General features: G+C 71.2%; 13 protein-coding genes. 11 read left to right on the top strand and 2 right to left on the bottom strand.

Annotated features, from left to right (window positions below; genetic code table 11):
• The first annotated feature begins 55 nt into the window (after nucleotides 1-55).
• Nucleotides 56-1,537 (top strand): alpha/beta hydrolase, encoded by a 1,482-nt coding sequence (locus AB0I54_RS08410; protein WP_363295140.1) that lies wholly within the window; start codon nucleotides 56-58, stop codon nucleotides 1,535-1,537.
• Here AB0I54_RS08410 and AB0I54_RS08405 read toward each other — a convergent pair.
• On the bottom strand, nucleotides 1,534-2,748 hold the full coding sequence (locus AB0I54_RS08405) for a dipeptidyl aminopeptidase (RefSeq protein ID WP_363295139.1): 1,215 nt from the start codon (nucleotides 2,746-2,748) through the stop codon (nucleotides 1,534-1,536). The two genes, AB0I54_RS08410 and AB0I54_RS08405, sit on opposite strands and share 4 nt — an antisense overlap.
• Nucleotides 2,749-2,944: 196 nt before the next feature.
• On the opposite strand from AB0I54_RS08405, the gene AB0I54_RS08400 reads away from it, so the two are divergent.
• From AB0I54_RS08400 to obgE, 7 genes are all read left to right on the top strand, one after another.
• Nucleotides 2,945-3,559 (top strand): hypothetical protein, encoded by a 615-nt coding sequence (locus tag AB0I54_RS08400; protein WP_363295138.1) that lies wholly within the window; start codon nucleotides 2,945-2,947, stop codon nucleotides 3,557-3,559.
• 90 nt (nucleotides 3,560-3,649) lie between these two features.
• Nucleotides 3,650-4,744, top strand: coding sequence for a hypothetical protein (locus tag AB0I54_RS08395; protein ID WP_363295137.1), 1,095 nt, complete (start codon nucleotides 3,650-3,652; stop codon nucleotides 4,742-4,744).
• A gap of 48 nt (nucleotides 4,745-4,792) precedes the next feature.
• Nucleotides 4,793-5,593 carry a TIGR03936 family radical SAM-associated protein gene (locus AB0I54_RS08390; RefSeq protein ID WP_363295136.1) on the top strand — a complete coding sequence of 267 codons (801 nt, stop codon included), beginning with the start codon at nucleotides 4,793-4,795 and terminating at the stop codon, nucleotides 5,591-5,593.
• A gap of 261 nt (nucleotides 5,594-5,854) precedes the next feature.
• Nucleotides 5,855-9,859: an Rne/Rng family ribonuclease gene (locus AB0I54_RS08385; protein ID WP_363295135.1), complete on the top strand. Its 4,005-nt coding sequence runs from the start codon at nucleotides 5,855-5,857 to the stop codon at nucleotides 9,857-9,859.
• Between the two features lie 242 nt (nucleotides 9,860-10,101).
• Nucleotides 10,102-10,422 carry a 50S ribosomal protein L21 gene (gene rplU, locus AB0I54_RS08380; protein WP_100826193.1) on the top strand — a complete coding sequence of 107 codons (321 nt, stop codon included), beginning with the start codon at nucleotides 10,102-10,104 and terminating at the stop codon, nucleotides 10,420-10,422.
• A 13-nt stretch (nucleotides 10,423-10,435) separates the two neighbouring features.
• Nucleotides 10,436-10,690, top strand: a complete 255-nt coding sequence (gene rpmA / locus AB0I54_RS08375) for a 50S ribosomal protein L27 (RefSeq protein ID WP_023550764.1) — start codon at nucleotides 10,436-10,438, stop codon at nucleotides 10,688-10,690.
• A 117-nt stretch (nucleotides 10,691-10,807) separates the two neighbouring features.
• The gene (gene obgE, locus AB0I54_RS08370) at nucleotides 10,808-12,256 is read left to right on the top strand and encodes a GTPase ObgE (protein WP_363295134.1); all 1,449 of its coding nucleotides are present in this window, start codon (nucleotides 10,808-10,810) and stop codon (nucleotides 12,254-12,256) included.
• A gap of 332 nt (nucleotides 12,257-12,588) precedes the next feature.
• Here the strand turns inward: obgE and AB0I54_RS08365 are convergent, their stop codons facing one another.
• Entirely contained in the window at nucleotides 12,589-12,990 is a 402-nt protein-coding gene (locus AB0I54_RS08365) for a hypothetical protein (protein ID WP_363295133.1), read from the bottom strand.
• On the opposite strand from AB0I54_RS08365, the gene AB0I54_RS08360 reads away from it, so the two are divergent.
• From AB0I54_RS08360 to AB0I54_RS08350, 3 genes are all read left to right on the top strand, one after another.
• Nucleotides 12,985-13,788, top strand: a complete 804-nt coding sequence (locus AB0I54_RS08360) for a hypothetical protein (RefSeq protein WP_363295132.1) — start codon at nucleotides 12,985-12,987, stop codon at nucleotides 13,786-13,788. The two genes, AB0I54_RS08365 and AB0I54_RS08360, sit on opposite strands and share 6 nt — an antisense overlap.
• A gap of 209 nt (nucleotides 13,789-13,997) precedes the next feature.
• On the top strand, nucleotides 13,998-15,497 hold the full coding sequence (locus AB0I54_RS08355) for a bifunctional cytidylyltransferase/SDR family oxidoreductase (RefSeq protein WP_363295131.1): 1,500 nt from the start codon (nucleotides 13,998-14,000) through the stop codon (nucleotides 15,495-15,497).
• 179 nt (nucleotides 15,498-15,676) lie between these two features.
• Nucleotides 15,677-17,758: a hypothetical protein gene (locus AB0I54_RS08350; RefSeq protein WP_363295503.1), complete on the top strand. Its 2,082-nt coding sequence runs from the start codon at nucleotides 15,677-15,679 to the stop codon at nucleotides 17,756-17,758.
• The last annotated feature ends 374 nt before the right edge of the window (nucleotides 17,759-18,132 follow it).

Raw genomic sequence — 18,132 nt, 5'->3', positions numbered from 1 at the left:
TCCCTCAGGGGGAGTTCCTAGGTTACCCGCGACGAACCCGCCCCTGGAGGTGCTGATGTCCGTACTCATCCTGGTCTCCGGCCCGTTCACCAACGAACGGATCTGGAGCGAAGCGACCGGCCCGCTGCGTGAGTCCGGCGCCGAGGCGTACCCCGTGACGCTGAGCATGCGGCCCGAGGCCGACCTGGAGACCCATGTCGAGGACGTGGTCCGGCTGATCGACTCCCTCGACGCGCCCCGACTGGTGCTGGTCGGCCACGACTACGCCATCCACCCGGTGCTCGGCGCCGCGGACCGCCGCCCGGAACGGGTCGCCCGCATCGTCCACCTGGACGCCGGGCTGCCACAGGACGGCGACCGGGCGCTGACCCTGGTGCCCGACCCCACGGTGCACCGTCTGCTCGGCGCGGACGGCGACCCCGGGCCGGTCCCGGCACCGCAGCCGCGGGAGTGGCAGCGCTGGGGCAGCACGGAAGGACTGTCCGCGCAGCGGCTGGCGCTGCTGAGCGACCTGGCCGCCCCGCAGCCGCCACGGACGCTCACGCGGCCCCTGCGCCTGACCGGCGCCGCCGCGGACGTACCGACCACCGGAATCCTGTGCACGGCGGGCGGCATGACGATCGAGACGGTCCAGGCGTTGGTGCGGACCGGTCCGCCGCAGTTCCGGAAGCTGGCCGACCCACAGGTGGGCTTCTTCGAACTGGCCACCGGCCACTGGCCGATGCTCTCCTGCCCGGACGAACTGGCCGAGGTGCTGCTGCGCGCGGCGGCGGGCGAAGGGCGCAGGCTGACCGCACCCGAGGACGAGTCGCCGTACCAGCGTCCCTTCCTGCTCGACGTCCCGGAGGCGCCGCGGGTACGGAACGGGCGGCTGGACCTGCATCTGCCTCAGCCGGCCGCGACGGGGCCGCGGCCCGCCGTTCTGTTCGTGCACGGCGGACCGGTGCCGCGCGACCGCGACCCCGGGCTGCGCGACACGCCGTTCTACGTCGGCTACGGCCGTCTCGCGGCAAGCCTGGGAGCGGTGGGCGCGGTCGTGGGACACCGCCTGCACGGCATCGCCGACTATCCGCAGGCCGCGGACGACGTGGCCGAGGGCGTCGAACTGCTGCGGGCCGACCCCCGTGTGGACCCGGACCGGATCGCCCTGTGGTTCTTCTCCGGGGCGGGACTGCTCGCCGCGGACTGGATCGCCGCGCCGCCCGCGTGGCTGCGCTGCCTCGCGCTCACCTATCCGATCCTGGAACCGCTTCCGGGCTGGGGCGCGGTCGGCGACCGGTTCCACCCGGTCGACGCGCTCCCGGCCGACGGCGGGACGCTGCCGCCCCTGGTGCTGACCCGCGCGGGTCTGGAGACACCGCAGATCGGCGTCACGGTCGAGAAGTTCGCGAGCGCGGCGGAGGAGAGGAAGGCTCCCGTCGAGATCATCGACGTCCCGCACGGCATCCACGGCTTCGAGATCCACAACCGCACCGACGAGTCCCGCGAGGCCGTGACCCGGGCCGCGCGCACGGTGCTCGGACACCTGGGGATCTAGGGGTGGCCGACCGAGGCCAGGCGGGTGTCCAGCCAGTCGAAGACGCGCTGCTCGAACACCGCGCGGCCGACCGGCTCGCAGTGCAGGTGCGCGCCCTCCTCCTCGGTGAAGCGGACCAGGTGCTTCGGGCCGGGAAGCGCGTCGTACAGGCGCTGCGAGGCCCCCGGCCAGAAGTGCTCGCCGTCCGGGTCGGTGATCAGCAGCGGGGTGGTGATCCGGCCGACGAACGGCATGACGTCGTACCTGGACACCTCGGTGAGCAGGTCGAAGGGGGAGTCGATGCCGTACGGCTTGGCCCGCCAGCGCCACATCGCGGCCAGTGCCGGGTCCCTGCCCAGCACCTCCGTCATGACCTGGTCGAAGGTCGTGCGGTCGCCGGACTCCCACAGGGCGCGCAGTTCGGGGCCGAGGTTGTGCCACCAGCTGTCCGCGACCGCGACGACGCCCGGGTCGGCGACCGCGGCGGCGATCCGGTGCTCGAAGGCGAGCGCTCGGGGGACCCAGTAGCCGGCCTGGCTGATGCCGGCCAGGACGATCCGCCGGGGGTCGACGTCGCCGCGGGCGAGGAGGAAGTCCACGATCGGGGTGATGACCTTCTCCCAGTCGGGCCGGAAGGTGACTCCGCGTTCGAACAGCATGGACTGCTGGCCGGGGCCGTCGAACAGCAGGACCCGGTACTCACGGGCCACCGCCGGCGCCCCGAGCATGGTCCAGGCCGTGCTGATCGGGCCGTCGCTGCCGTTGTTGACGATCACCGTGGGCAGCGGCCCCAGATCTCCGGGCGGGCCGACGAGGTACCCGGGGAGCGCCCCTCCCTCGTAGGGGATCGAGACCCGTTCCGCGGGCGGGTCGCAGGCCTGCAGGAACCGGTCGAAGCAGTCACGGTGCGCCGCGAACACCTCGGCCAGCTGCGCCTCGGGGTCCGCCAGACCGTCGACGGCCACCAGGGCGGTGCCGAAGTACCCGGCCGCCCGCAGATACGCGTCCCGGGTGCTCACCGTATGCTCCTCGGCCGCGCTCCGCTCGGCCTGCGCACGGACTCTGCGGGCCAGCGCGGTCCAGGCCGAGAACCAGGTCTCCGCGTGGCCGTCCGCCGCGACGGAGGTGGTGGCCAGTACCTCGCCGATGTCGGCGCCCTGCCGCCACGCCGAGCCCAGGGCGAGCAGGATCTCGTAGTTGTACTGGTCGTTCTTGCTGAACCGGTAGGTCATGGCTGCCTCCCGCTACGCCGTACGGCCGCCCCGGAGGACGCCCCCTGGAAGGCCCGGACCACCTCTCTCACCGTAGGAGCCCGCTCCCCGCGACGCACTCCGGACCGGGAGGGCCGACGGCATGCGCGCGGCCCGCGCCCGCGGCAGGCTGGAAGGGGAGGGGCGTGAGTCCCGGTGGGCGACGGGAGGAACTCCCATGGGCGAGCAGTCGACGCGGTCGACGACGGGCACCCCGGCCAAGGAGCCCGTCGGTACGGGCGGGACGTTCCTGTCGTTCGTGCCGTGGATCGTCTTCGGCGTGGTCGCGAGCCCCAGCACCTGGGAGTACGCGGCGCTGGCCGCGCTGATCGCCGTGATCGTCCTGTCGGGGCGGGACGTCCTCCGGGGCAGGTTCTACGTCCTGGACATGGTCGGCATCGTGTTCTTCGCCGTGATCACGGTCCTCGCGCTCGCCCTGGACCGCTCGCAGCTCCTGTGGCTGGAGACGTACGCCCTGGTCATCTCCAACGGGGTGGTGGCCGCCGTCGCGCTGGGATCGCTGTTCGTCGATCCCTTCACCGCCCAGTACGCCCGCGAGTCGACGCCCCGCGAGGTGTGGGACTCGCCCGTCTTCAAGCACATCAACCAGGTGCTGACCGCGGCATGGGGCGTGGTCTTCGCCCTCATCGCCCTCTCGACCTGGCTGGCCATCCGCTTCCCGTCGATGGACGACTGGTTCAACTGGGTCGTCCCCGTGGTCCTGCTGGTCGCGGTCGTCAAGTTCACGGAGCGCTATCCCGAGGCCTACAAGCAACGGGCGCTCGCGACCTAGCCGCGACGAGAAGGCGAGAAGGCGAGAAGGCGAGAGGGCGAGAAACCGCGCCACTGCATCCGTACGGGCGGCTGCGGCGTCTTCGTGGGTATGGAGTTGGAAAAGGCGCCCGAGCCGCGGCGGCAGGAACCCGAAGGGTGCCTGGTCGTCGCCCTCCGCATTCCCATACGCATCGTCGTACTCGTCCTCGTCGTACCGATCCGGATGGCCTGGGACGGCCTCGTCGTGGTCGGGCGGTTCCTGACCGACACCGTGCTGCGACCGCTCGGGCGGGCGCTGCTGTGGGTCGGCCGGGCCCTCTTCGTCTGGCCGTGGGTGGCGCTGTGGCGGTACGTCCTCGTACCGGTCGCGAAGGCGCTGGCCTGGGTCGGGCACGTGCTCGTGGTCGTACCGCTCGGCTGGCTGTACCGGTATGTGCTCACCCCCGTCGGGCATGCCCTCGCCTGGATCGGACGCGGGATCGGCGCCGGCCTGGAGTGGCTGTACGCGCGCGTGCTCACACCGATCGGCCGCGGCATCGCCTGGCTCCTCAAGGGCGTCGGAATCGTGCTCGGCGCCGTCGGGCTGGGCGTGTACACCGCCGCCGCCTGGCTGGTGCGGTATCTGCTCGTCGTACCCGCCCAGTGGCTGTACGAGTGGGTCCTCGCACCCGTCGGACGGGCACTGGTGTGGCTCGGCAACGCCGTCGTCACCGGCATCGGCGCCGTCCTGTACTGGACGACGCGTGTCGTTGTCGTCCTGCCCGCCCTCGCCCTGTGGCGCTGGGTGCTCGTGCCCGTCGGCCGGGTCCTCGCCGTCGTCGCGCGGGAGATCGGGGAGGCGCTCGGCCACGCCTGGCGGATCGCCGGGCGGATCTCGCTCGTCGTCGGGCGGTTCCTCGGGACCCTCTTCCGGTGGATGTTCGTGGAGCCGGTGAAGTGGGTGTACCGGACCGTCCTCACCCCGGTCGGGCACGTCGTCCGGGACTTCGTGCTGCGCCCCGCCGCCGAGGTCGGGCGCGCGGTGGGGCGGGCCACCCGGCAGGCCCTGGCCTCCGCCCGCGAGACGATGCGCCAGGCACGGGCCGACGTCCGGCGGATGCTGTTCGGCGAGGAGCGACGCCCGGAGCCGGTGGCCCGGCGGGAACCCACGGGGCGTGAGACACGTACTCTTGGTAGCAGTACGACCGCTCTCACGAAGGACTGAACGACACTGGGCAAGCGACAGCCCGAAGGCCCGCCGCCCGCACCCGCGGTGCAGCGCATCCGACTGCGCTACACCAAGCGCGGCCGCCTCCGGTTCACCAGCCACCGTGACTTCCAGCGCGCCTTCGAGCGTGCGCTGCGCCGTGCCGAGGTGCCGATGGCGTACTCGGCGGGGTTCACGCCGCATCCGAAGGTGTCGTACGCCAATGCCGCACCCACCGGCACGGGCAGTGAGGCGGAGTACCTGGAGATCGCGCTCGCCGCGGCCCGCGACCCGGAGACGCTGCGCGTCCTCCTCGACGAGTCCCTGCCCACCGGGCTCGACATCGTCGACGCGGTCGAGGCACGGACGTCCGGGCTCGCCGACCGGCTGACGGCTTCCGTGTGGGAGCTGCGGCTGGACGGTGTCGACCCGGCCGACGCCGAGCACGCGGTCGAGGCCTTCACGAAGGCCGAGACCGTCGAAGTGCGGCGCACGACCAAGAACGGCGTCCGCACCTTCGACGCCCGTTCCGCGGTCGTGAGCCTGGAGAGCCTGCGGATCGCGGAAACGCACAGTTCGCAGGCTGATAGGCCGACCGACCAGCCCTGTGCGATACTGCGGCTGGTTGTTCGGCACGTGACGCCTGCCGTACGACCCGACGACGTCCTGTCCGGTCTCCGCGCCGTGGCCGACCTGGCGCCGCCGGTCCCCGCAGCGGTGACCAGGCTGGCGCAGGGGCTGTTCGATGAAGAGACCGGCACGGTGACCGACCCGCTTGCGCCCGACCGCGAGGCAGCAGCGACCGAGCCGCACCCGGCCGCCGCGACTGCCGCCGCGAAGGCGCCGGTGCCGGAAGGTTCCGCGTAAGGACGGACGTCGTAGCGTCGCCCTCGTACTCGGGAGCCACCTGGGTCGGGCAGCGCACCGACCAGAAGACTTTCGCCAGGCCGTGCACGACAAGGTGTACGGAACCGGCGACCAGGACACAGAGAGCTCCCGTGCGGCGCCCGCGCCCCGGACGGCGGCCATCGCGCATCGCGCGGGCCGCGGACGTCAACGGCGGTCGATCGATCCGATCGGCGCCGGACCAGGCGCGGCGCCCGGGAGCCTGACGGGAGAAACGCCCGCATGCTCGAACCGACCGAACCCAACGAGGGTTCCGAACTGAACACCCCCAGCGACACCCTGCCGCCGCGGAAGCGGCGCCGTGCCGCATCCCGCCCGGCGGGACCGCCCGCCGAGGCAGAGACCGTGACCGAGGTCGTCACGCCGGCCATACCGGCCGCCGAGACCACCGAGCTCGCGGCGGCCGAGGCGAAGGCCGAGCCCGAGGCCGAGGTCGTCGAGGCGCCTGCCGCCGTCGAGGAGATCGCGCCGGTCGCTCGTACGCGTCGTCGTGCCACCCGCCGTGCTTCCGCGCCTGCTGGTGCGCCTGCGTCTGCTGAGGCGGTCGAGGCCGTGGTGCCTGCCGTTGAGGAGAAGGACGAGGCCGAGGCGGAGGCCGAGGCCGTCGAGGAGGCCGCGCCGGTCGCTCGTACGCGTCGTCGTGCCACCCGCCGTGCTTCTGCGCCTGCTGAGGCGGTTGAGGCCGTGGTGCCCGCTGCTGAGGAGAAGGCGGAGGCCGAGGTCGAGGCCGTCGAGGAGGCCGCGCCGGTCGCCCGTACGCGTCGTCGTGCCGCCCGCCGTGCTTCCGCGCCTGCTGGTGCGCCTGCGTCCGCTGAGGCGGTCGAGGCCGTGGTGCCCGCCGCTGAGGAGAAGGCCGGGGAGAAGGCTGCGGCCGAAGTGGTCGAGGCGGCAGCTGAAGAGGCCGCGCCGGTCGCCCGTACGCGTCGTCGTGCCGCCCGTCGTGCCTCCGCGCCCGCCGGTGCTCCCGTCGTCGAGGAGGCCGCCGTGGCCCCCGTCGCCGAGCCCGCCGAGCAGGCCGAGAGCGCTGTGCCCGCGGCGGTCGCCGTCGAGGCCCCCGCCGCCGAAGCGGCCGCCGAGGACGCCGCGCCGCGCCGTAGCCGGCGCCGGGTCGTGCGGCAGGCCGCGTCCGGGTTCTCCGAGCCCGCCCCGCAGCCAGCGCCGCAGCCCGCCCAGGCGGTCGCCGCCGAGCCCGCCGAGTCCGCCGAGCCCGAGTCGCGCCGTCCGGCGCGGCCCGCGGTGGCCGTGTTCCAGGCGCCCGTGTTCACCGAACCGAAGTTCCAGACCCCGGAGCGGGCCGCCGCCGAAGCCGCCGCCGAGGCGGCCGAGACCGAGGAGACCGAGGAGCTCACGGAGGAGCAGGCCGGCCCGCGCCGCCGTCGCCGCCGCCGGGGCGCCGGTTACGGCGAGGAGACCGAGGCCCGGGTCGTCGAGACCCCCGCCGAGACCCCCGTCGAGGACGAGGCCGAGGAGGCCGAGGAGCCGGAGGACTCGGTCGAGGACGCCGCCGAGGGCGACGAGGCCGAGGAGACCGGTGCGCGCCGTCGCCGTCGGCGTGGTGGCCGCCGTCGCCGCCGCGGCGAGGCCGGTGAGGGCGCGGACGCCGAGTCCGAGGAACTCGCCGCCGAGCAGGCCGCGCAGGACGCCGAGGACACCGCCGAGCAGGAGGAAGAGGACGAGGAGGAGGCGCACGCCGAGGAGGGCGGCTCCGCCGGCAGCCGTCGTCGTCGCCGTCGTCGCCGTCGCGCCGGTGACACCTCCGCCGACGCCGAGCCCGGCGAGGGCGACCCGGAGCGCACGGTCGTCAAGGTCCGCGAGCCCCGCAAGCCCGCCGAGCCGTCCGACGAGGTGCAGTCCATCAAGGGCTCGACCCGTCTGGAGGCCAAGAAGCAGCGCCGCCGGGAAGGCCGTGAGCAGGGCCGCCGTCGCGTCCCGATCATCACCGAGGCGGAGTTCCTGGCCCGCCGCGAGGCCGTCGAGCGCGTGATGGTCGTCCGGCAGAGCGGCGAGCGCACGCAGATCGGCGTCCTGGAGGACGGCGTGCTCGTCGAGCACTACGTCAACAAGGAGCAGTCGACCTCGTACGTCGGCAACGTCTACCTGGGCAAGGTCCAGAACGTGCTGCCGTCGATGGAGGCCGCCTTCATCGACATCGGCAAGGGCCGCAACGCGGTGCTCTACGCCGGTGAGGTCAACTTCGAGGCGCTGGGCATGGCGAACGGCCCGCGGCGCATCGAGTCCGCCCTGAAGTCCGGCCAGTCCGTCCTCGTCCAGGTGACGAAGGACCCGATCGGCCACAAGGGCGCCCGACTGACCAGCCAGGTCTCCCTCCCGGGCCGTTACCTCGTGTACGTCCCCGAGGGCTCGATGACCGGCATCAGCCGCAAGCTGCCCGACACCGAGCGCGCCCGGCTGAAGACCATCCTCAAGAAGATCGTCCCCGAGGACGCGGGCGTCATCGTGCGCACCGCCGCCGAGGGCGCGAGCGAGGACGAGCTGCGCCGGGACGTCGAGCGGCTGCAGGCGCAGTGGGAGGACATCCGGAAGAAGGCCAAGAACGGCAACGCGCCGACGCTGCTGTACGGCGAGCCGGACATGACCGTCCGGGTCGTGCGCGACATCTTCAACGAGGACTTCTCCAAGGTCGTCGTCAGCGGTGACGACGCCTGGGAGACCATCCACGGGTACGTCTCGCACGTCGCCCCGGACCTCGCCGAGCGGCTGTCGAAGTGGACCTCCGAGGTCGACGCCTTCGCCACCTACCGGATCGACGAGCAGCTCGCCAAGGCGCTGGACCGCAAGGTCTGGCTGCCCAGCGGCGGTTCGCTGGTGATCGACCGGACCGAGGCGATGGTCGTCGTCGACGTCAACACCGGCAAGTTCACCGGCCAGGGCGGCAACCTCGAGGAGACCGTCACCAGGAACAACCTGGAGGCGGCCGAGGAGATCGTCCGCCAGCTGCGGCTGCGCGACCTCGGCGGCATCATCGTCATCGACTTCATCGACATGGTGCTGGAGTCCAACCGGGATCTCGTCCTGCGGCGTCTGCTGGAGTGCCTGGGCCGGGACCGTACGAAGCACCAGGTGGCCGAGGTGACCTCGCTGGGCCTCGTCCAGATGACCCGCAAGCGGGTCGGGCAGGGGCTGCTGGAGTCCTTCTCGGAGACCTGCGTCCACTGCAACGGCCGTGGCGTGATCGTCCACATGGAGCAGCCGACGTCGGTCGGGGGCGGCGGCAAGCGCAAGAAGCGCGGCCGTGGCGGCGACGGACATGTGCACGAGCACGAGACCGTCGTCACGGAGGCCGCCGAGACCGCCGAGCAGGAGGCCGAGAGCGAGGCGGAGGCCATGGCCGCGGTCGTGGCCGAGGTCGCGGAGCCCGTCGCGCTGCCCGCCCCGGACATGGCGCCGGACGAGGAGCTGTACAGCAGCGTCGCCGAGGCGGAGGCCGCGGCCACCCGTGGCCGTACGCGCCGTCGGGCCGGCCGCCGGGCCTCGGCTCCGGCGGGCGCGCCGCGGAAGCAGTCGGCGAAGGCGGAGGCCGAGGCGGAGGTCGCCGAGGTGCCCACCGCCCAGGCCGTTCCGGCCGCGGCGGAGGCCGCCCGTCCGGTGCAGCCGGAGCCGGCCGCCGAGGCGCTCGCCGAGCCCGCCGCCGTCGAGGACGCGGTGGTCGCCGCGGCGCCGGCCGAGGAGGCCGCGCCCAAGGGCCGTACGCGCCGTCGTGCGACCCGGAAGGTGTCGGCGCCCGCCGGTTCCCCCGCGGGTGCCGAGGCGGCCGTGGTGACGGTCGCCGAGGCCGCGCCCGTGGCCGAGGCCCCGGCCGCTCCCGTGGAGCAGGCTCAGGCCGCGGCTCCGGCCGTGGCTCCGGCCGAGGAGGCGCCCGTGGAGAGCGCCGCCCCGGCCCGCCCGCGCCGCCGTGCGGTGCGCAAGGCCACCGCGCCCACCGCGTCCGAGGAGACGGCCGTCGTGGTCGTCCCGTCGGTGGAGGCGCAGGAGCCCGCTGCCGCCGAGGCGGAGGCCGAGGAAGCCGCTCCGGCCAAGAAGGCGGCTGCCCGCAAGACCGCCAAGAAGGCGACCGCGAAGAAGGCCGCCACCAAGAAGACCGCGGCCAAGAAGACGGTCGCGGCCAAGAAGACGACGGCCAAGAAGGCGGCCAAGACCGCCAAGACGGCCGCCGCCAAGTCGACGGCGAAGAAGACCACGGTCGTCGCCGCCGCCGACGAGGCCTGACAAGGCCCGAATTGAGGTCTGCGGCCGGTCCCGGTGACCGGCCGCGGACCAGCGGGACCCGGCCCGGTTTGACCCCTTCGGCCACGGCCCCGTAACCTTGACCGTCGGCGTGTCCACTGAACACGCCACATCCCCGTAAACCTCTTCCTCCCGGGCACACGGTTGGCCGGGAGAGGTTGCCCGTGACCATGCTGGGCGGCTGGCCTGCGGGGGTGCCGTTTCCGAGCGAGAGAGAGATCCGCGTGTACGCCATCGTGCGCAGCGGTGGTCGCCAGCACAAGGTTGCTGTCGGCGACATCGTTGAGGTTGACAAGATTTCCACTGCCAAGGTTGGCGACACGGTCGAGCTCTCGACCCTGCTCGTTGTCGACGGCGACGCTGTGACCAGCGACCCGTGGGTGCTGGCCGGCATCAAGGTCCAGGCCGAGGTCGTGGACCACCACAAGGGCCAGAAGATCGACATTCTGCGCTACAAGAACAAGACCGGCTACCGTCGTCGCCAGGGCCACCGCCAGCAGTACACGGCGATCAAGGTCACCGCGATCCCCGCGGCTGCGAAGTAAGGACTGAGGAGACATGGCACACAAGAAGGGCGCATCGTCCACCCGGAACGGTCGCGACTCCAATGCCCAGCGGCTCGGCGTGAAGCGCTTCGGCGGTCAGGTCGTCAACGCGGGTGAGATCCTGGTCCGCCAGCGCGGCACCCACTTCCACCCGGGCGCCGGCGTCGGCCGTGGCGGCGACGACACGCTGTTCGCGCTGCAGGCCGGTGCGGTGGAGTTCGGTACCCACCGTGGCCGCAAGGTCGTGAACATCGTTCCGGTCGCCTGAGTCCAGGCCTGAACCGAACGCTTTCGCGAGGCGGACCTCACTTCCCGGTCGGGAAGGCGGGTCCGCCTTTCGCGTGTTACCCAAAGAGATACTCGGACGTTTCTGGAGGCACTGACCATGACCACCTTCGTGGACCGCGTCGATCTGCATGTCGCCGCGGGTAACGGAGGTCACGGCTGTGCCTCCGTCCACCGAGAGAAGTTCAAGCCGCTGGGCGGACCCGACGGCGGCAACGGCGGGCGCGGCGGCGACGTGATCCTCACCGTCGACCAGTCGGTCACCACGCTTCTCGACTACCACCACTCCCCGCACCGCAAGGCCACCAACGGCAAGCCGGGCGAGGGCGGCAACCGCTCCGGCAAGGACGGCCAGGACCTGGTCCTGCCGGTGCCGGACGGCACGGTCGTCCTGGACAAGGCGGGCAATGTGCTCGCCGACCTGATCGGGCACGGCACGTCGTACGTCGCCGCGCAGGGCGGCCGGGGCGGCCTCGGCAACGCGGCGCTCGCGTCGGCCCGCCGCAAGGCGCCCGGCTTCGCGCTGCTCGGTGAGCCGGGGGACCTCCAGGACATCGTCCTGGAGCTGAAGACGGTCGCCGACGTGGCGCTGGTCGGCTACCCGAGCGCGGGCAAGTCCTCGCTGATCTCGGTGCTCAGCGCGGCCAAGCCGAAGATCGCGGACTACCCCTTCACCACCCTCGTACCGAATCTGGGCGTGGTGACCGCGGGCGCGACCGTGTACACCATCGCCGATGTGCCGGGACTGATCCCGGGCGCCAGCCAGGGCAAGGGGCTGGGCCTGGAGTTCCTGCGGCACGTGGAGCGGTGCAGCGTGCTGGTGCATGTGCTGGACACGGCGACCCTGGAGTCCGACCGTGACCCCGTCTCCGACCTCGATGTCATCGAGGAGGAGCTGAAGCAGTACGGCGGCCTCGACAACCGGCCCCGGATCGTCGTCCTGAACAAGGTCGACGTGCCGGACGGCAAGGACCTGGCCGAGATGGTCCGGCCCGACCTGGAGGAGCGCGGCTACCGCGTCTTCGAGGTGTCGGCGGTGGCCCACATCGGTCTGAAGGAGCTGTCGTACGGCCTCGGCGACCTGGTGGCCAGGGCGCGTGCCGCGAAGCCGAAGGAGGAGGCGACGCGGATCGTCATCCGGCCGAAGGCCGTGGACGACACGGGCTTCACCGTGACGCGCGAGGAGGTCGACGGCGAGGAGCTGTTCCGGGTGCGCGGCGAGAAGCCCGAACGCTGGGTCCGCCAGACCGACTTCAACAACGACGAGGCCGTGGGCTACCTCGCCGACCGTCTCAACCGCCTCGGTGTCGAGGAGGAGTTGATGAAGGCGGGCGCCCGCTCCGGCGACGGCGTCGCCATCGGCCCCGAGGAGAACGCGGTCGTCTTCGACTGGGAGCCGTCGGTCATGGCCGGCGCGGAGATGCTCGGCCGGCGCGGCGAGGACCACCGGCTGGAGGAACAACGCCCCGCGGCCCAGCGCCGCCGCGACCGGCAGGCCGAGCGCGACGAGGCCTTCCAGGAGTTCGACAGCTTCGATCCGTTCGAGTGACGAGCGACGAGTGACGTGCCCGGAGCCGGCCTGCCGCTGAGGCGGTTCGGCTCCGGCTTTGTCTGCTGAGTGCGCGTCGTATCCGATCCACCGTCAGACCCGTTGCGGCACAAGGGTGTTCCGTGCCGCGGCGGGTCTTTCGTTGTCTGCTTGTTTGTCATGCTCGCGAAGGCTCCCGTTCAGCGGACGGGCCGTCGGACGAACCGGGTGTGAACCTGGTCTGAGGCGTTCGGGAGGCGCTCGGGAAGGCCTCTGACGTTCCCGGCAGGGCCCTGGACCCCTGGACTCACCGCACTCCCAGGGCCCTCTCAGGTAAGTCTCAGGTATGTCTCTTACCGTCCGTGGACCATGGAGACGGACTGTACGAGACACGCCCCCGCCCCGCTGCCGCCCGGCACCCGCCTGCTGCACATCGGCCCGCACAAGACCGGGACCACCGCCATCCAGGGCGCGCTGTTCGCCGCGAAGGAGACGATGGCGCGGCACGGCGTCGAGTTCCCGGCCCACAGCAGGCACCCGATGGAGGCCGCGCTGGCCGCCTGCGCCCGGCCCGCGATGATGGGCGACCCCCGGCCCACCGACCGGCACTGGACGCGGCTGCTGAAGCAGGTCGAGGCCACCGGGAGACACACCTCGGTGATCAGCAGCGAATTCTTCGCCGACGCCCGGACGACGCTCCGGACGACGCGACGATCGAGCGGATCGTCGGGCAGCTCGGCGGCGACCGGGTGCACATCCTGGTCACGCTGCGCCCGCTGGCGAGGATCATGCCGTCGCAGTGGCAGCAGTATGTGCAGAACGGGCTGCGCATGGGCTACGAGGACTGGCTGGAGCACATGCTGCGCAGGGCCCCGTACGAGAAGCCCAACCCCAGTTTCTGGCGTCGGCACCGGCACGACCGGCTGGTCGAGCGCTGGGCGCGGGCGGTCGGTCCGGAGCGGGTCACCGTCGTGGTGGTCGACGACCGCGACCGGGACGGACTCCTGCGCACCTTCGAGTCGCTGCTCGGACTGCCCCGGAATCTTCTGCGGCCGGTTCCGGACACCGCGAATCGTTCCCTCACCCTGGCCGAGACCGAAATGCTGCGGAATCTTAATGTGGAATTCCGCGGCAATGGACTGCCCGACGAGCTGTATTCCAAGCTCGTGCGCAACGGCGCGGTCATGCATATGAAGAACGCGTGCAGTCCCACCCCGCATGACGTGAAGATTTCCACGCCCCGGTGGGCGGTCGAGGCCGCCGCGGAGATCGCCGCCGGGATGAGCGAGCGGATCGCGGGGCTGGGGGTGCGCGTCCTCGGCGATCCGGCGCTGCTGTCCGCCGTGCCGAAGCAGACGGAATCCGGCCACGCGGTCGGTGACGAGGCGCGGATCTCACCGGAAGTGGCCGCGCAGGCGTTGTACGGGGCCCTCGCCGCGGCCGCCTCGGTGCCCGCTCGCCCGGACCGGGTCCGCACGGTGCACCAGACGTCTTCGAAAGAACTCGTCCGGGTACTCGGCCATCGCTGCCTCCAGCGACTGCGGCGCCGCTGACAAGCGACCGCGGTGGCGCTGGGAGTGGACTTACTCACAGCAAATTCACGGGGACTTCCGGGACTCCGTGAGGACGGCGGCCATCACCAGGAGTGCAAGGTGAATGAGAGGTTGCGGCCACATATGCAGCGAAGGACGCTCACCTTGCACTGCGGTTACCCGAAGTGGGACCATTTCGAGGTTCCCTGACGCCCCAAGGTAGGTCATCTGTGTCCCAGCACATAGCCAAGCCCCGTACCACCGCAGTGATCCTGGCCGGTGGAACCGGTCAGCGCGTGGGTCTGTCGATCCCCAAGCAGTTGCTGAAGATCGCCGGCAAGGCAGTCATCGAGCACACCCTGACCACCTTCGAGAACGCCGACTCGATCGACGACGTCATCGTGCTGATGGCGCCGGGCTATGTCCCCGACATCGAGAAGATCGTCGCCAAGGCCGGGTTCAGCAAGGTCAAGAAGATCATCGAGGGTGGCTCCACCCGGAACGAGACCACCGAGCGCGCCATCGCCGCCCTCGGTGAGGGCCTGGCCGAGGGCGAGGACCTCAACGTCCTCTTCCACGACGCGGTACGCCCGCTGCTGTCGCAGCGTGTCATCGACGACTGCGTCGTCGCGCTGGAGCGCTACCAGGCGGTCGACGTCGCCATCCCGTCCGCGGACACGATCATCGTGACCCGTACGCACGGCGAGGACGGCGAGTTCATCACCGAGATCCCGGACCGCTCCCGGCTGCGCCGCGGCCAGACGCCGCAGGCCTTCAAGCTGTCCACGATCAAGCGGGCCTACGAGGTCGCGGCCGGCGACCCCAACTTCCAGGCCACGGACGACTGCTCCGTGGTGCTCAAGTACCTGCCGGACGTGCCGATCCACGTCGTCGCGGGTGACGAGTACAACATGAAGGTGACCCAGCCGGTCGACGTCTTCATCGCCGACAAGCTCTTCCAGCTCGCCTCCACGGCGGCCCCGGAGCAGAACGGCGAGGAGGCCTACCGCGAGCTCCTCACCGGCAAGACCGTTGTGATCTTCGGTGGTTCGTACGGCATCGGCAAGGACATCGCCGAACTCGCCGAGTCCTACGGCGCCTCCGTGTACGCGCTGGGCCGCTCCACCACCGGCACCCACGTGGAGAACCCGGAGGAGGTCGACGACGCGCTGTCCAAGGCGTACGCGGAGACCGGCCGGATCGACTACGTCGTCAACACCGCGGGCGTGCTGCGCATCGGCAAGCTCGCCGAGACCGACAACGCCACCATCGAGGAGGCGCTGAAGGTCAACTACCTGGCTCCGGTGCAGATCGCCCGCTCCTCGTACAAGTACCTGGCCGAGACCAAGGGCCAGCTGCTGCTCTACACCTCCAGCAGCTACACCCGCGGCCGTGCCGAGTACAGCCTCTACTCCTCGACCAAGGCCGCCATGGTGAATCTCACCCAGGCGCTGTCCGACGAGTGGGCCGGCGACGGCATCCGCGTCAACTGCATCAACCCGGAGCGCACCGCCACCCCGATGCGCACCAAGGCGTTCGGGCAGGAGCCCGCGGGCACCCTGCTCTCCTCCGAGGCCGTGGCCCGCACCTCGCTCGACGTCCTGCTGTCCGAGCCGACCGGCCATGTCATCGACGTCCGCCAGCAGGACCCGACGGCGGCGGCCGGCCAGGCCTCCGGCTTCGAGCAGGCGCTCGCCAGCGTTCTGGACCGTCAGGACGGCGTGGCATAATCAACATCAAATAAGCAACTGAAATTCAGGCCTCTGTGGCTACGCGATCGCGGAGCATTCACAGGGGCCTGAATCCGTAAAGCTCACAGACCCTTCGCAAATTGTCCGCAAGGTCTTATTTCGGCCTTTTTGTCAGCAAAAGGTTATCCGTGATATCCACCGCTATACGCGTCGCCCGGGTGGGCAGCGCGGCCGAGCTGGCCGCGGCGGCCCTCGTGCTGCTGGGCTTCCCGGCGCTCATGCTGGCCGCGCTCGTCCCGAGCGTCTATGCCTTCGCGGCAGCGGCCGCCGTGACGTACCTCGCGGACCACTATCTGCACCGCAAGGGCAGCTACCTGATCAACCGCCTCAGCAAGGTGCGGGCCGGTCTGTCGATCCGCTTCCTGATCCGGCAGCTGCTGCTGATCCTGCTGCTGGCCCGGCTGTCCCTCTCGAACAACCTGATCTTCTACGGCGCCATCGCCTGCTTCATCGCGTTCTACGGCCTCCAGGCCCCGCACGGCGCGCTGGTCACCCTGATCCGCAACCGCCGCCGGATGCCGGTCGCCACCCGCAACATCGACCTGAAGTCGCGCATCCGCATCCCGGACGCCCCCAGGCGAAGCCTGCTGCACCGCTCCGCGGAGAAGATGCTCCACCTCGACCTCGCGGCCGTCGCCGGTCTGCTGGTCTCCGCGGTCATGGACTCGGCCGTCGCCGGATTCATCGGCATCGGCATCACGATCGGCCTGGGCTCCCTGTACGTCCTCGCGCTCATGCCGTACGTCCGCGGCCGCAAGATCCCGCCGAGCGCCGACAAGGTGCTGGCCGCCGTCGACGACTGGCTGGCCGCCTACAAGCCGGAGACGGTGCTCTACTTCTCCGGTTCCAAGGACTCCGCGTACCAGGTCAACATGTGGCTGGAGACGATGGAGCGGCTGGAGTCGCGGCCGCTGATCATCCTCCGCGAGCGCGTCATCCTGAGCAGCCTGGCCCCGACCACGGTGCCCGTCATCTGTGTGCCCGGAGGCGTGCACCTGATGAACCTGGAGCTGTCCACCGTGCGCGTCGCCCTCTACGCGGCGAACGTCGGCAAGAACATCCACCTGCTGCGCGTCCCGACCATGAAGCACGTCTTCATCGGCCACGGCGACAGCGACAAGCTGGCCAGCGTCAACCCGTTCAGCAAGGTGTACGACGAGGTGTGGACCGCCGGCCGCGCGGGCCGCGACCGCTATGCCATCGCCGACGTCGGTGTCCGCGACGACGACATCGTGGAGGTCGGCCGCCCGCAGCTGGCGCCGATCCGGACGTGGCAGGGCGTGCCGGAGGGCCGTATCCCCACCGTCCTGTACGCGCCGACCTGGGAGGGCTGGGACGGCAACCCCGGCAACACCTCGATCGTGCTCGCCGGCGAGAGCATCGTGAAGAAGCTGGTGAAGGCCGACCCGCCGGTCCGTGTCCTGTACAAGCCGCACCCCTTCACCGGCACGGTCAGCGCCCAGGCCGGCGCCGCCCACCGCAGGATCACGGCCCTGATCGAGAAGGCCGCCGCCGAGCGCGCCGCAGACTCCCGCTTCACCGCCGACGCGGCCGCCCAGGCGCAGGCCACGGCCGAGCTGACCCGTATCGAGGCCCGTATCGCCGAGCTGTCCGGCACGGTCGGCGACAAGGGCGACGAGGCCGAGGCCAGCCGTGACGGCGTGGTCGACGTCAAGAAGCACGAGGAGATCGCCCGGCTGCGCGCCGAGTGGGACGCCGCGTACTGGCGCTCGTTCCCCGCGTACGAGCACCGGGTCATCACCGGCGCCGAGCCGCGGCTGTACGACTGCTTCAACGTCTCCGACGCGATGGTCTCCGACATCTCGTCCGTGGTCTCCGACTTCATCGCGAGCGGCAAGCCCTACGCCGTCACGGACTCCGCCGAGCTCGGGGTGGAGGAGTTCAAGCGGCAGAACACGGCCGTGCGCGCCGCGGTGATCCTGTCCAACAGCGCGGGCGAGCTGGGCGGGCTGCTGGACGCGGTCCGTGACCCCTCGGCCGATCCGCTGGCGGCGGACCGGAAGGAGCTCAAGCGCTATCTGCTGGGTCCGGACGAGCCGAAGTCCATCGACCAGTTCAACGCGGCGGTGGCGGACCTCGCCCGCAAGGCCGAGACCCGCAACGTGGGTCAGGAGGCCCGCGCCGCGGCCGGTGCCGCGGAGGAGATCGAACTCGCGGATGTGCTGCCGGGACAGCGGCTGTCGTCCACGGGTGACACGGACGGTGTGACCGCGGGCTGACGCCCGGACCTGAAGACACCCGGACCGGAGGACACCCGGACCGGAAGACAAGAAGGGGCCCCGGCCCCGAGGAGCGATCCTCGGGGCCGGGGCCCCTTCTTGCCACGTGCCTGGATGCCGCCCCGACCTGCGGATTCAGGTCTCTTACCGTTCCCTCTTACTCACAATTCGCCTCGGCGGTGAGCAGCTCTTACCGGCTGTCCGTACTGTCCGATGTCACCCGCCAGAGCCCCTGTCGATCCGTTCGCCGTGTGACGTAGGCCACTGATTATGTGCGGTGAGGCAACCGCTTCACCTTGTCCACCGTCTAACAAGTTGCGATTAAGGCGATTCGGGGGAAATGTTCCGTTGACAAGGGGGAACCGTGACCGTCG

It is taken from the genome of Streptomyces sp. NPDC050625 (assembly GCF_040654755.1).
Lineage (GTDB): Bacteria > Actinomycetota > Actinomycetes > Streptomycetales > Streptomycetaceae > Streptomyces.
The sequence above is the reverse complement of the archived record's forward strand: the minus strand, read 5'-3'. Positions and strand labels throughout refer to the sequence as shown.

Bases quoted from the DNA above. Each gene is read 5' to 3' on its own strand.
- AB0I54_RS08410 (WP_363295140.1), top strand. From the start codon at position 56: ATGTCCGTACTCATCCTGGTCTCCGGCCCGTTCACCAACGAACGGATC.
- AB0I54_RS08405 (WP_363295139.1), bottom strand. From the start codon at position 2,748: ATGACCTACCGGTTCAGCAAGAACGACCAGTACAACTACGAGATCCTG.
- AB0I54_RS08400 (WP_363295138.1), top strand. From the start codon at position 2,945: ATGGGCGAGCAGTCGACGCGGTCGACGACGGGCACCCCGGCCAAGGAG.
- AB0I54_RS08395 (WP_363295137.1), top strand. From the start codon at position 3,650: ATGGAGTTGGAAAAGGCGCCCGAGCCGCGGCGGCAGGAACCCGAAGGG.
- AB0I54_RS08385 (WP_363295135.1), top strand. From the start codon at position 5,855: ATGCTCGAACCGACCGAACCCAACGAGGGTTCCGAACTGAACACCCCC.
- rpmA (WP_023550764.1), top strand. From the start codon at position 10,436: ATGGCACACAAGAAGGGCGCATCGTCCACCCGGAACGGTCGCGACTCC.
- obgE (WP_363295134.1), top strand. From the start codon at position 10,808: ATGACCACCTTCGTGGACCGCGTCGATCTGCATGTCGCCGCGGGTAAC.